Genomic DNA, 13,721 nt, shown 5'->3' with positions numbered 1-13,721 from the left:
CGGTGACTGATCCTAATCATCCCTTTCATATGCGTAACATCCATTTTATATCCACAAAATCCCTTTTATAAATTGTACCTTTTGTTTCCAAAGACAATCAATACGCCATAAGACATGGGATAGGGTTAAGTCTACGGTATCAAATCGGTGTGGAAACCTTCCGTTCTTAGCTGATAAGTTTTATTTCTCGTATAATATCATCCATATTTTTCAATTACATTCCCCACATGTCCATCCTCCTGTCTGTTCTGTTATCATGTAAGAAAACGGAATAACCCAGGAAAGGATTACGAACCATGAGTTTTGAACTTACCCGACGAGCCATCAGACAACTATGCAGTCAAGCCGCTTATGACGACGGGGATGCCTATTACCGGGCCAAAAGAGTGGCCTTTACACAAATAGATCATGATGAAGGTGTATACGAAGCTACGGTCAAAGGAAGCAGCTTTTATGCTGTTGCGGCGATGATCCGATCCAATGGAAGTATCCGAGCAGAATGCACCTGTAGCACATTTCAGAACACCGGTCGATATTGTAAACATATCGCAGCTGTTCTCCTTAACGCCCATGATATACGCCGTGGAAAGAGTCTGTCTGTGCGCTCCTATGCCTCCAGACTTCATCCCGGTACTGCCCCAGATACAGCAGGAAGCCTAGATTCAGACGGGATGTACACATCTACAGATGCTTCATATGATCACACTGCTAGAACAGCACGATCCTCTGACATCACACAAGGCGATCTCCAGCTGACCGACAGTATGTTAAAACTATTTGAACGCAAGCGACCGCTTCGCAGCACGCCTACCCTGCTGGATACTCGTGCGGTCTTGGATTTTCAGTTCGTGATCCGACCTTTTGCCTACGGTTACCAAAAATATATGTTTGGTGTAGAAATGAAGGCTGGTCCCAAACGATTATATATCGTCCAGAAAATTCGTCCGTTTCTGGATAGTATTGACCGTGGGGATAGCTACATGTTCACGAAAAGCTTCTCGTACGAGCCTGAGCTGTACCGCTTCCGACCTGAACATGACGCTATTCTCCAGCAATTATCCCAGGTGTGCCACCATGAGCGTATGATTCGGGAAACCTCAGGTACGTATTCATCTTCAGGTAGTCATATGAGCGGTGAACGAATGCTCCTCATCCCGCCTGCGGCTTGGGAAAAGCTGCTCCCCTTGCTGACAGCAGCACAGGGTGTCTACTTTGAAATTCACGGAAACATGAACGAGGGTATTCCCCAGTCCGACCTGATGCTTCCGCTGCAATTTGAATTTGATGAGGTTGAGGCCGAAACCGAAGGCTACCAGCTAAGCATACAAGGATTGGATGACTTGACCATCATGGAAGACTATGGTGTCGTCATTGCCGATGGCAAGCTTGTCAAACAGAAAGCCGACCCCTTACGGCGTTTGTCCGAGCTAAAACGGATGGTAGAAGTACACCACAGGCGAAAAGTTCAGATCGCGCCAGAGCAGATGGAATCTTTTATGGACAAGGTTGTACCCGGGTTAATGAAGCTCGGACGTGTTCATATGACACGTTCCGTCTCAGATCGGGTCACACAGCAGCCATTGAAGGCCAAGCTGTATCTGGACCGAGTAAGAGACAAGCTGCTGGCAGGGCTGGAGTTCCAATATGGGGATATCATCATCAACCCGCTGGAAACAGATGCACGAACGCCTGGTAACGACCGAATTCTGATACGTGATGGGGAACAGGAGCAACGGATTTTGGAGCTGATGGAGCATAGCTCCTTTGCCAGAACAGACAGCGGATATTTTATGGAAGATGAAGATGCAGAGTATGATTTTTTGTACCATACGGTTCCGCAACTGGAAAAGCTGCTGGACGTCTATGCTACAGGTGCAGTCAAAGCAAAAATAAACAATACTCTGCCTACCCCAAGGATACGCGCGGAGTGGGATGAACGTACAGATTGGCTTGAATTTAAATTTGATATGGAGGGCATACCGGAACCGGAAATTCGCAAACTGCTCAAATCGTTAGAGGAAAAACAGAAATATCACCGTCTGCCGAATGGTGCCTTGCTGCCGCTGGAAACAGAGGAATACAAGGAATTGATTCGGTTCATGAATGAAACAGGTATCCGCAAAAGTGATCTGGATGCAGCCCAAATTCGTGTTCCCGTCACGCAAGGACTGTACTTAATTGATCCTCACGATCATGGGAAAAACCTGACTTTGGGTAAAACCTTTCGCCAGCTACTGGAAAATATACGCAACCCAGACCATCTCGACTTTCCAGTTCCAGACATGCTTGCCCCAATCTTAAGAGATTATCAGGTTTACGGCTTTCAATGGCTTAAGACATTGGCGCATTACCGTTTTGGGGGCATTTTGGCAGATGATATGGGGCTGGGTAAAACGCTGCAAAGTATCGCCTTCCTTGTCTCAGTATTGCCGGAAATCCGCAACCAGCAGCTTCCAGCCATGATCGTGTCCCCTGCATCACTGGTGTACAACTGGCGGAATGAGCTGGAGAAGTTTGCTCCACATATCCGCGTTACTATCGCAGATGGCAGCCCGGAAGAACGCGGCCGGATCATACGGGATGCCGCCAGTTATGACGTCGTCATTACGTCCTACCCGCTGCTACGACGCGATGCAGATGTGTACAGCAAGCCATCGTTTCATACGCTCATTCTGGACGAGGCACAGGCTTTCAAAAATCATGCCACCCAGACGGCACAGGCTGTTAAGGATGTAAAAGCTCGTTACCGTTTTGCCCTGACAGGAACGCCAGTAGAAAATACGTTGGAAGAGCTGTGGTCCATCTTTGACGTTGTATTTCCTGCGTTATTTCCCGGCGGGAAAAGAGCGTTTCACAACCTACCTCGAAATGTGATTGCCAAGCGGGTTCGTCCTTTTTTGCTGCGCCGTCTCAAGAGTGATGTCCTCAAGGAGCTGCCGGAAAAAATCGAATCCGTGCAGGTATCCCGGCTTCTGCCAGATCAGAAAAAGCTGTATACGGCCTATCTGGCCAAGCTCCAGCATGAAACGTTAAAGCATCTCAACGAGGAAGGATTTCAGAAAAATCGGATCAAAATTCTCGCAGGTCTAACCCGGCTTCGTCAGCTCTGCTGTCATCCTGGCTTGTTCATCGAAGGATATACGGGAAGCTCCGCCAAATTTGAACAGCTGTTGGAGATCATTACGGAATGTCTCAGCTCCGGGAAACGGATGCTCATTTTTTCACAGTTCACCACGATGCTTCAAATGATCGGACGCGAGCTTGCTCGAGAAGGAGTGCCCTACTTTTACCTGGATGGGCAGACTCCCGCTATGGAACGAGTCGAACTGTGCAGTCGCTTCAACGAAGGAGAACGCGAGCTGTTCCTGATTTCCCTAAAGGCAGGAGGTACTGGCCTGAACCTCACCGGCGCAGATACAGTCATACTGTATGATCTATGGTGGAATCCCGCTGTAGAGGAGCAGGCTACCAACCGCGCACACCGAATGGGCCAGAAAAAAGTCGTGCAGGTTATTCGTCTCGTCGCCCAAGGTACGGTAGAGGATAAAATGTATGAACTGCAACAAAAAAAGAAAAACATGATCGACCAGGTCATTCAGCCGGGGCAAGAAACCCTTTCGGCACTGACCGAGCTGGAGATTCGCGAACTGCTCATGATCTAGCTAATTCCACATGCACAAAAAGGTCCAATCACGGTAGAAATCTTCCCGTATTGGACCTTTTTGCTTTTAATATGATTGTTTGGATCGAGCAGATTAATCCTGTTTTAATACTCTAGGTTCAATGGGAACCAGGTTAGACTCAATCTGGGTGCGCTGAGGCTCATACCATTCAGGCAGCATCAGCTTGTGCCCCAACTCATTCAATTCCTCATCCACCGTAAATCCGGGCGGATCGGTTGCTATCTCGAATAGAATACCGCCTTGCTCGCGGAAGTATACGGCATTGAAGTATTGGCGATCTACAATGCCACTAGTCCCAAAACCCTGCTGGTGAACCCATTCGTTCCACGCTTGATGCTCCGTATCATCCTGCGCGCGCCAGGCAATATGGTGAACCGTACCGGCACCGCCATTCCCCCACGGGACATCTTTGACCGGAATATCGATCAGGTTGCCCAGATCACCTGTCGTCTGATAGCGGATGTAGCCTGCATTTGCGTCTTCTCCGATGAGAGTCATCCCCAGGACGTTCTCCAACACCCCTTGCGTATGTTTGGAATCCGCACTGTACAGTACCGCCCCGCCAAAGCCCTTGATCGCTTTATCCGTAGGCACACCCCCGGCTGTCCACGTGTTCAACGGGCCACCTTCCCGCTCCACCAACTCCAGATGTAAGCCCTCGTTGTCTCGGAACTGGATGAATGACTCGCCAAAACGATTAGCCTTCGTGAAAGATACCTTCAAGCTGTGCAGACGGTTTTCCCAGTATTCCAAAGCACCGGATGGCACGACATACGTCGTAATCCCAACCTGTCCGCCTCCAATCTTACCCTTGCGTGTACCCGGAGCTGGAAAAAAAGTAATGATTGTTCCCGGGCTGCCCTCTTCATTACCAAAGTACAAATGGTATACTTCTGGAGCATCAAAGTTGATCGTCTTTTTAATCAATCGCAGACCAAGTACGCCTGCGTAAAAATCAACGTTGCCCTGCGGGTCGCCTGCAAAGGACGTGATATGGTGAATTCCAGCGGTTTTCAATGACATCTTTATCACTCCTTCATTAACATGTTGATTTATTTACACAAATGATTTACAAATTTCAAAATCCATTGTAGCTGACAAATTGTCCAACCGGCTTGCGGTATCCCCGTGCCCGCTGACCCGATTCGTCCTCTTTACCCAAGGTAATCATCATCACGGGTACAAATTGCTCTGGAATATTCAATACTTCCTGCACCTTCGCCGGATCAAAACCGATCATCGGGCAAGTATCCCAGCCTTTGTCCTTGGCAATCAGCATAAATTGCATAGCCGACAGGCTGGCATTACGGATCGCTTCTTCTCTCTGGAAGACAGGTCCCCGCTCGCGATAAAACTGAGTTACCGATTCCACTGTACTATCATATTCCTGCTTGCTCAGGACACCTAAATTCAGGAATCCTTCGTTGAGGTCAGCTACCTTGGTATAAGCTTCTGTATCCCCCAACACTACAATGGTCGCCGAAGCCGTTAATATTTTATACTGCTTACTTGCCTCATCATGCAGTCTTTGTTTGGTATCCGCATCCTGCACTACGATATAACGCGCATGCTGTAAATTAAAAGCCGATGGAGCAAACTTCACCAACTGAAATATTTCTTCTAGTTCTTTTGCATCTATAGTAACATCAGGAATAAATTTAGAAGCTGATCTTCTCTCTTGAATAATATTCACCAGTTCGCTCATGTTAAGTTCCACTCCTTGATATTATTTTCAAATGAATTATCTTTAAATTAAGAATATATCTATTTGTGATTTCTGTCAAGTAAAACTATAAGTATTTTTGGATACAAAAAAAGGGCTTCACTCAGCCCTTTACAGATCCGTTGCCCGTATTCTCATCGTAATCGCTTCACGTTGCGCTTTGGTTAAGCTCTTGAAGACCAGCTCATACGAATGGTCGATCATGCTGTACAAATCCTCCAGTGGGAAGGTAGCATCAACCTCAATCGTATTCCAATGCTTTTTATTTAAATGATAGCCTGGCTTAATCGCCTTGTTTTGTTCACGCAAATTTACCGCAATGACTGGATCACATTTCAAGGATACATGGCTAATACCATCCTTTTCAGTCAGGAGAGCAAACATCTTGCCCCCTACTTTGAGTACCAGGGGATCAGCACCAAACGGGTAATCCTTAACGGCCTCTTTTTGGCTCAAACCATATGCTACAATTTGCTCAAACACCAGCCTTCTCTCCTCTGTTCCGAGTTATTTGTTCTACGAACCTACCTATTTGCGCCCTATTATATCACCTTCATACGCTACATATACACTAAGTCCGTGCTACATTTAGGGGAACTGTGCTAAAGGTGAACCACTACGGATACCGTCGCACACACTGTTCGGATTGGCTCTATATGGGACAGGATAACTGGTTCGCGAAAAATAATAATGACTACTGTTAGGCGCAATAAGGTAGCGCCTATTTTCCTCTTAATTCACTTCATCCCCCTTTAATCATCCATGTAAAAAAGTGTTTTATTTATATAAGCTTATACGGAAGCGAAAGCTTTTTTAAGCGGCAAAAAATAAATAAAGGAGATTTTTTTCGTGAACTCAAACACTGCTCTTATAAGAAAAGGCGGTGCAAATGTGTCGTCTTCCAAACGTCTCCCGTGGGTCGGGTTGCTGGCTTTAGCCATGGCGGGATTCATCTGCATTCTTACAGAAAGCCTGCCTGCTGGATTACTGCCACAAATTGCACAGGATCTAGGGGTCAGTTCATTAAGATTAGCGGGGCCTTTGCCGATGCTTTCAGACTGCACGCTCGGTACTTCCGATCTATGTAAAATTGTAAGCATTACGAATAAACTCAATATAGTCAAAGAGCGTTAACCTGTCAACACGAAAAACGGACGCTGTCCTTGAAGAGACGGCATCCGTGTGAATATAAGAAGCGCTTTAGATCGAAAAGCTCGTTTTCTTCAATTCTTCCGTGCTGAACAGAATATCGTAATCCTTGATGTCTTCCCGCCGAACAAATTGCTCCGCAACTTTCCGAACAGACGCTTCATCGGGTCCATGAATCATGGCGTATAAATTATACGGCCAATCGGGGTGCGTCCGGCGCTTGTAGCAGTGGCTGACTTCCGAATAATCGGCCAGCCTTTTTCCTGCCTCAGGTATATGCTCCTCAGGAAGTACGCAGATGAACAGGCCATTTGCTGAAAATCCCGCTTCCCTATGCTTTAGAACGGCTCCGATTCGTTTGAGTGCTCCTCCTGCCTGCAGTGCCTGCAAGCGCAGAAACACCTCTTCCAAGCTGCAACCTGTCTTATTGGCAATCTCGGTATACGGTTCAGTTGACAACGGAAGATCTCCCTGCAGTTCGCGGATCAGCTGCACATCCGTTATTTCTATTTTGCATGGTTCCTGTTTGGAGGTTGCGACTCCATTCAAGTTCGGGCTGGGTGTAATGGCTGATGCATCAGCCGTTTCTTCCATATTCAGAAAGACCTTTAGTTTGAATAATTGCTCGGAGGGAAACTCATATAGCAGCGGCCCTCCCGCCGCTTCACGGATCGTTTCAAGAATAGCCCCCCGTTCTTCCTCGGTCCGGGAAGTCAGCGTGAACCACATATTGAGCCTGCTGCGCCGGCGGTAGTTATGGGTTACGCCTCTATACCTGTTGACGACAGCAGCGGTCTGGTAAAAAAGCTCCTCCCTGACTGCCATCGCATACAAACAGCCTCTAAATCCCAGTCCCGCCGGATTAAACACCCCGCCGATCCGCCGGATGAATCCCTCTTTCTTCAGCCTTTCAAGCCTTTGAAGCACATCTTCCTGGCGTAATTCCAGTTCCTCCGCAATGGCATTCCAAGGGCGTCTGACCAGAGGAAGCCCGATTTGCAGCCGATTCAGCAGCTTCCGGTCGTTCGAATCCAGGTCCACTATTCCCACCTCCCCAGCTTACAGCGCCGCCGATCTTTTGTAACACCACGGCTCTTCGGCCATGAAATTGCCGCCGCTGTAATAGTACGATCTCGCCCGGCAGCCGCCACAAATGCCCACATCGGGGCAGGAGCCGCATTCTCCTTCATATTTCTTGAAGTCCCTTAAATCCCGAAACACCGGATTATCCCGCCATATTTCATCAAAAGGCTGCTCGCGAACATTCCCCACCTTGACCGGCAGGTACGGACAAATATGCACCTCGCCATTCGGCAGCACAGAACAATAGGAGACCCCGGCCAGACAACCGCGCGTGTACCGCATTTCCAGCCCCATGCTCTTGGCAAGCGGCATGAACTGGGGAGCGCATGTCGGTTTGATTTCAAGGGATGTTGACTTCTGTTTGGACAGAACACTGCGCAGAACCGAGTAATACCGTTCCCGCTTCAGCCCGTCTTCTTCGATATGGACGGCCCGTCCGGTCGGGACGAGAAAGAATGGGTGCAGAGAGGACACATGAAGCTCCTCGGCAAGCTGGGCAACCTGCACGAAGTCATCCATATTTCCCTCGGTCAGCGTCATGTTAATCTGCACTCTCAGCCCGGCTTCCCGGGCATAACGAATGCCCTCCAATGCTTGCTGCCAGCCTTCTGGCGCATTCCTGAACCGGTTGTGATACTCAGGCGTGGCGCTGTCTATGCTGATCGCAATGCCCCCCAGCCCTGCTTTTTTCAGCTCCGCAGCTTTGGCGGCGGTCAGAAGCGTGCCGTTGCTGCCAAGTGCGGGACGAAGGCCGATAGACGAGGCATACGCGATCAATTCGCAGAGATCTTCACGGATCAAGGGCTCGCCGCCGCTGAATATGAGAAGCTTGAATCCAGCCTGCTTGATCTGATCAATGAGCCGGATGCCTTCCTCCGTGGTTAGCTGGTCTTCTACAGACGATGTCGGCCCCGAGTCACGATAGCAGTGTTCGCAGTATAAATTGCATTTCTTGGTCACATTCCAGGAAACGAGCATGCGTATTCAGCCTTCCTTTCCAGTGTTATACGATTCCAATTTCACGGTCACTTAAATAACAGGATGGGTCCTCCGCCCAGAAATCACCGCTTACCGAAGCCCGGGCCCGGAAATTCCCGTTACAGATATCCAGCCAATTGCATTCTCTGCAGCGTCCCTTTAGCAGCGGTTTACGGTCGCGCAGGCCGACCATTAGCGGATGAGCGGCATCACGCCAAATCTCGCTGAATTTCTGCTTGCGGATATTACCGATTTCGATATCTCTCGTGAACTGATCGGGATAGACGTTGCCGTGCCAATCCACGCAGCCGATGGCTATTCCGGAACGGTTGCCGCCGTTTCTCTGAAGCAAGCCAAGCAGTTCAGCTGCGCGCTCCGGGTCGCGCTCCATCATCCGCTGGTATAAGTAAACGCCATCCGCATGGTTATCAACGGTGAGCAATTCCACCGGTTTGCCTTTGCCATGCAGGTCCACCGTTTTAGCCATAATCCGGTCAAGAGCATGCCGGGATTGTTCATGGGTAACATCCTCTTGCTGCAGGGCGCTCCCGCGGCCGGAATAGACGAGATGGTAGAAGCAGGCCCGAGGAATATTTTCCCGCTCGATCAAATCAAGGACACCATCCAAGTCTTCATATGTATGTCTGCTGATCGTGAACCGGACCCCTACCTTCTGGCCGATGACCAAGCAGTTTCGGATACCCTGAAGCGCCTGCTTAAAGGCTCCTTTTCGCCCGCGAAATTCATCATGGCGCTCTTCCAGCCCATCCAGGCTTACACCGACATATTTAACCCCTGCTTCTTTTAGCATCTTCGCTCTGTCCATGGTAATCAATGTGCCATTGGTCGATACTACCGGCCGAAGCCCTTTGCTTGACGCATAAGAAATCAGCTCATAAATATCTTTGCGGATCAGAGGCTCTCCACCGGAAAAAAGCAGTACCGGCACTTGGAAGGCGGCCAGATTATCAATAAATACCTTAGCTTCCTCCGTCGACATTTCATCGGGATCATGGGCAGGACAGGCATTCGCATAACAATGTTTACAGGTTAAGTTGCAAGCCCGTGTCGAATTCCATACGACGACAGGCCCTCTGCCCGCGGAAACGCCATGAGGTTTGTGGCCCGGCTTAATGGTATAACGAAGATCATCGCCTTCTCCCTTCATACCGGTAAGTAGTTTCGTTACATTAATCATTTCCGTTCCCTCATCTCCCTATAATTAGATACCAGTTCTTTTTATCTTAAGATAACTTGTGAGAATAAGGATATGCGCTATTATCTTGCTCTCGCGCCGCATTAATGCTTGGGTCTGCAATAAGAAGAAACGTCTGACGGCGTCTTATTAGAGCTTATGCTTCCGAAGTAGCGATATGAGTATCGCTTTTAGGTACGTTTACCCGTAATGCTGCGGGTATCAAAAAGGTCGTGGCCGAAATGATTTTTTCTTACAGCTGAAAAAGTGCTAGCAGGTTTCACGGTTACACACAGCCATGACATTCAGCGTGAAATTTGGCAAAAGTATATATTTGTTGCCAGCATGAGCGGAACACTTCTGGCATTGGCTAATCGTAATATGTCATATCCGATACTTGAAACGGTGTATGCCCGATTAAAGGTCTATGAGCGTTTGCTGGACACAACTAATATTAGATAACTGGTGAATTCCTGCCGTTGAATATGTAGTAGGTGGCCATTCAAATAAGCAGATCCTTCTATGATGAAGGATCTGCTTTGGATTTTCCTATACCTGTCCTCTGCATGCTTGCTCAAGCCCTTGAAGTAATGCCTCCATTTCCTGTCTAGTTTCAGCGTTTGTAATGATGCCTTCTGAGTTCAGCTTTAATGTGATATGCGGAATAATGACCTTTCCATTCTCCACAATCTCTGCGTTGATCATTTGCAATGTGAGCAGCAGCGAGGCATGCGCCAGATGGCCGCCCATAGGAGACGGTGACGCGCTAATGACCGCTGTTGGTTTATTTACAAATTCACCTGAAGATACAAGCCAATCCAAGGCATTTTTCAAAGCACCCGGTACCCCATTTCCATATTCCGGTGTACAGATCAGCACTCCATCCACTTGTTTCAATTGTTCCCGTAGCCCTCTTACGGAAGCTGGCCCCTCATCTACATCCAAGTCAGGGTTAAAATGCGGGAGATCTTCCAACCCATCATAGACTGTGAACATCATATTTTCAGAAGCCAGCCCCATAGTAGCCTTCATAAGTGCTGTATTGGAGGACTTATGACGAAGGCTACCCGATATAGCCAATACCTTAATTTTCTGTTCCAACCGTATCATCTCATTTCTCCGAACTTGATCTGATCTTGCATATTCAGTGTACTATAGCTAACAAGAGAATTAAAAAGTGGATGAGCGTCAGCGATTTTTCCTGTGAACAAAAGGGCAATAAAAAAATGCCTGCGGTTTCGCAGGCATTTGTGATATATCAATAGTCACTATACTAGGGCGGAATCTGTATTGCTGAATCAAGTATCCTTCTCTTGCTTGCGTTTTATCCCAATCAGATCAAGGAAGAAAACAAACAACGGAATACCTACAATCAAGCCCCAAATTCCAATCAGATGCTCAGAGAAAATAAGTACGACAAAGGTAAAGAAAATCGGTAAATTCGTTTTGGATGACATCAGCTTCGGATTTAAGAAATAGGCCTCAATCGCATGAATCACCACGATCAATATAACCAGATAAATTACATATTGAATGCCACCGACACTGAAAGCGATCAGGCCGAGCGGTGCCAGTGAGATAAACACACCTGCCACCGGAACCAATCCCAGTACGAAAATGATGAGCGCAAGACCGAGCAGATTAGGGAAGCCCATAATCCAGAGCGCAATCGTGGTCAATATACAGTTAATAAGTGAAATCAGCAGTTGAGCCTCCAATACCTTCCCGAACGTACCCAGAAACATACGGCCAAAATGACCCACTTCCTTGAAAAACCAGCCCAGCTTGCTATCTACAAACGTAGCTGTAAAGCGTGTAATATAGGATTTTTCCATCAGGAAGAACAAGCTCAAAATAATTGACACCAGAAGCTGTGTTCCCAATTGACTGACCTTCATTACTGCACTCAGGCCAGGCTCAAATAGCCGCTGAACATTCAGTGTGTCCATAAATTCGATAATCGTTTCGTTCCATTGATTACGATCAGGATACATATACGCTTGCTGAATCATGAGATACACCTGCTTGACCTGTACAATGATTAGCGGCACCATTCGGTAAACGCCCCACACCATAATCAGGATCAGCAGACCATACACCAGTAGCAGTACGACCATTGACGGTACATTGACAAACCGCTTGACCAGCTTATTCACTCCGTTATATATACTGCCAATCAAGATCGTAAGCAGCAGTGTTAACAACATAATATTCATCATGCTTCTTAACATAAACAACAGCAAAACGATTATCGCAAGGACGGCTATCCGCCTGACGCCCGCATGATTCATCCAGTTTCTTACCATTCGTCTTTATTCCCTCTCTCCCACTTGACTGTCACCCTTTGCAATCTTTCCCGGCATTAACTTTCTCTTTTTAACAATTTACTGTTAGCGATCAATAGAGAACCTACCATGACTAGAATAGCAATGGACCACCAGAATGTATTTTTAGCATCATCATGGTCCACAATAATGAGCCTGATGACGGCCGTAATCCCAATATAGATGAAATAACGTAATGGAAAATGAAAATTGGTTTTAAAGTACTTAACTATTAATGCTATGAATTCAAAATACAAGAAAAATACAAGCAGCTCTTCCGTGAATTCATAGTAATTTTTGTCGGCCTCTGTGTACAAAAAAACATAAGAAAAAATGGACCATGTTTCTTTTAGAAGTAAGAAGCTTAAAATCAGCCCGACCAGAAATAGCGAGATATTTAAGATCATTTGCAGAAAACCAGGTAACTTCTCAATATACTTCATTAATGCATTCAATACAGATCCCCTCACTGGTTGTACAATATCATCTTTATTTATATTATCGGTGGTATACGTGAAAAATGCTACATTACTTTTGGGGTCACCTTAATGAAAGTTTATATTCGCCCCTGCAATATAACCAATGGAGATAAAAATAAGCGTCCATATCAGAGAACCTGCGCTTGCCACCAGCATATATTTTCGGACAGGCATCGCACTAAGCCCTGACAAATAGCTTGTTGCATGTCTGACTCCTGGGATAAAATAACCAAACAAAATGGTCCACAACCCAAAGCGCGCAAACCACCCCTTAACTCTTGCAAATCGCTTCGGTGTCAATCCAACCCACTTGCCGTGCTTATCCACCAAGGGCTGGCCCAGCTTTTTGCCTAGCGTGTAGCTGATCATCATCCCTGTCATTGCACCGATGAAGCTGACTAAGATAGACACCGAATAATTCAGTACCATAATAAAAGATAAATAGCCGACAAACACCATAATAATTTCATCTGGAACCGGTAGGCCAATAATCCCAAGAGCAAGAAGAGCAAAAATAGCGATATATCCGTATTGTGTAATCATGCTGATGGCCCATTCCATAGGAGCGCCACCTCCTGACCGATTATTTTTTGAAGGACGGGAAGGGAATACGGCTAACCATCAGGAACGACAGCACTACCATTAACGCAAGCAACAACCCCGGCTTCAAATGCTCACTCCATAAAAACATAAAGGACAAAATCACTCCCGCCGCCGTAATCGGCATACCCACAAAGCCTTTACTAAAAGCCATTAGGTTGAATCTTGCCAATCTTACCGCACCACATATGACAAACAAAACAGCCACAAGTGGTCCTACCCAATGGGTATCTCCCAGCTTGTATAACAAGATCAAGAAAGCAGGGGCAACCCCAAATGAGACCACATCCGCCAGCGAATCGAGCTGTTTGCCAAAATCACTGGAACAATGCAGCAGCCTTGCCAGTAAACCGTCTAATACATCCCACAAAGCAGCCACCACCACGAGAATAAAGGCGGTCATGTATTGCTCATGAATCGTGAAATACAGGGATAAGACCCCTGCCCCCAGGTTTGCAATCGTGCATAGTGAGGGCAACCAATTCCATTTCATACTCTTAACTCCTT

The 13,721-nt window shown here is 47.1% G+C and carries 13 protein-coding genes and 1 pseudogene; 3 read left to right on the top strand and 11 right to left on the bottom strand.

Going from position 1 to position 13,721, the window contains the following annotated elements; all coding sequences use genetic code 11:
• The first annotated feature begins 296 nt into the window (after positions 1 to 296).
• Positions 297 to 3,662, top strand: coding sequence for a DEAD/DEAH box helicase (locus tag NSS94_RS03705; RefSeq protein ID WP_341038683.1), 3,366 nt, complete (start codon positions 297 to 299; stop codon positions 3,660 to 3,662).
• A gap of 93 nt (positions 3,663 to 3,755) precedes the next feature.
• On the opposite strand, the gene NSS94_RS03700 is transcribed toward NSS94_RS03705, so the two are convergent.
• The 3 genes from NSS94_RS03700 to NSS94_RS03690 form a co-directional block, all read right to left on the bottom strand.
• Positions 3,756 to 4,706 carry a ring-cleaving dioxygenase gene (locus NSS94_RS03700; protein WP_318627595.1) on the bottom strand — a complete coding sequence of 317 codons (951 nt, stop codon included), beginning with the start codon at positions 4,704 to 4,706 and terminating at the stop codon, positions 3,756 to 3,758.
• A 55-nt stretch (positions 4,707 to 4,761) separates the two neighbouring features.
• The gene (locus NSS94_RS03695) at positions 4,762 to 5,388 is read right to left on the bottom strand and encodes a nitroreductase family protein (protein WP_029515856.1); all 627 of its coding nucleotides are present in this window, start codon (positions 5,386 to 5,388) and stop codon (positions 4,762 to 4,764) included.
• 129 nt (positions 5,389 to 5,517) lie between these two features.
• Positions 5,518 to 5,889: an MmcQ/YjbR family DNA-binding protein gene (locus NSS94_RS03690; protein WP_029515857.1), complete on the bottom strand. Its 372-nt coding sequence runs from the start codon at positions 5,887 to 5,889 to the stop codon at positions 5,518 to 5,520.
• A gap of 366 nt (positions 5,890 to 6,255) precedes the next feature.
• Between NSS94_RS03690 and NSS94_RS03685 the strand changes: the two are divergent.
• Positions 6,256 to 6,459 (top strand): annotated as a pseudogene (locus NSS94_RS03685) (MFS transporter); the annotation flags it as partial.
• A 147-nt stretch (positions 6,460 to 6,606) separates the two neighbouring features.
• Here NSS94_RS03685 and ahbB read toward each other — a convergent pair.
• The 3 genes from ahbB to NSS94_RS03670 are packed head-to-tail and all read right to left on the bottom strand — an operon-like array spanning position 6,607 to position 9,814.
• Entirely contained in the window at positions 6,607 to 7,596 is a 990-nt protein-coding gene (gene ahbB, locus NSS94_RS03680; protein WP_029515859.1) for a siroheme decarboxylase subunit beta, read from the bottom strand.
• Positions 7,597 to 7,614: 18 nt separating this feature from the next.
• Positions 7,615 to 8,598, bottom strand: a complete 984-nt coding sequence (locus tag NSS94_RS03675; RefSeq protein WP_204366468.1) for a radical SAM/SPASM domain-containing protein — start codon at positions 8,596 to 8,598, stop codon at positions 7,615 to 7,617.
• 43 nt (positions 8,599 to 8,641) lie between these two features.
• The gene (locus NSS94_RS03670) at positions 8,642 to 9,814 is read right to left on the bottom strand and encodes a radical SAM/SPASM domain-containing protein (protein ID WP_029515861.1); all 1,173 of its coding nucleotides are present in this window, start codon (positions 9,812 to 9,814) and stop codon (positions 8,642 to 8,644) included.
• A gap of 264 nt (positions 9,815 to 10,078) precedes the next feature.
• Here NSS94_RS03670 and NSS94_RS03665 point away from each other — a divergent pair, with 264 nt between their 5' ends.
• Entirely contained in the window at positions 10,079 to 10,273 is a 195-nt protein-coding gene (locus tag NSS94_RS03665; RefSeq protein ID WP_230585007.1) for a hypothetical protein, read from the top strand.
• 87 nt (positions 10,274 to 10,360) lie between these two features.
• Here the strand turns inward: NSS94_RS03665 and NSS94_RS03660 are convergent, their stop codons facing one another.
• The 5 genes from NSS94_RS03660 to pssA form a co-directional block, all read right to left on the bottom strand.
• Complete coding sequence (locus NSS94_RS03660) at positions 10,361 to 10,921, bottom strand: NADPH-dependent FMN reductase (RefSeq protein WP_069010941.1); 561 nt, start codon at positions 10,919 to 10,921, stop codon at positions 10,361 to 10,363.
• A gap of 188 nt (positions 10,922 to 11,109) precedes the next feature.
• On the bottom strand, positions 11,110 to 12,117 hold the full coding sequence (locus tag NSS94_RS03655) for an AI-2E family transporter (protein ID WP_029515863.1): 1,008 nt from the start codon (positions 12,115 to 12,117) through the stop codon (positions 11,110 to 11,112).
• Between the two features lie 56 nt (positions 12,118 to 12,173).
• The gene (psiE, locus tag NSS94_RS03650) at positions 12,174 to 12,590 is read right to left on the bottom strand and encodes a phosphate-starvation-inducible protein PsiE (RefSeq protein WP_029515864.1); all 417 of its coding nucleotides are present in this window, start codon (positions 12,588 to 12,590) and stop codon (positions 12,174 to 12,176) included.
• A 90-nt stretch (positions 12,591 to 12,680) separates the two neighbouring features.
• On the bottom strand, positions 12,681 to 13,175 hold the full coding sequence (locus tag NSS94_RS03645) for a DedA family protein (RefSeq protein ID WP_341038681.1): 495 nt from the start codon (positions 13,173 to 13,175) through the stop codon (positions 12,681 to 12,683).
• A 22-nt stretch (positions 13,176 to 13,197) separates the two neighbouring features.
• A complete protein-coding gene (gene pssA / locus NSS94_RS03640) occupies positions 13,198 to 13,707 on the bottom strand; it encodes a CDP-diacylglycerol--serine O-phosphatidyltransferase (protein ID WP_029515866.1) in 510 nt (169 codons plus the stop codon).
• Positions 13,708 to 13,721: the final 14 nt, after the last annotated feature.

The sequence above is a fragment of the Paenibacillus sp. FSL L8-0644 genome (assembly GCF_038008165.1).
GTDB classification, from domain to species: Bacteria; Bacillota; Bacilli; order Paenibacillales; family Paenibacillaceae; genus Paenibacillus; species Paenibacillus polymyxa_D.
Note: the sequence above shows the minus strand (reverse complement) of the source record. Positions and strands in the feature narration are given on the sequence as shown.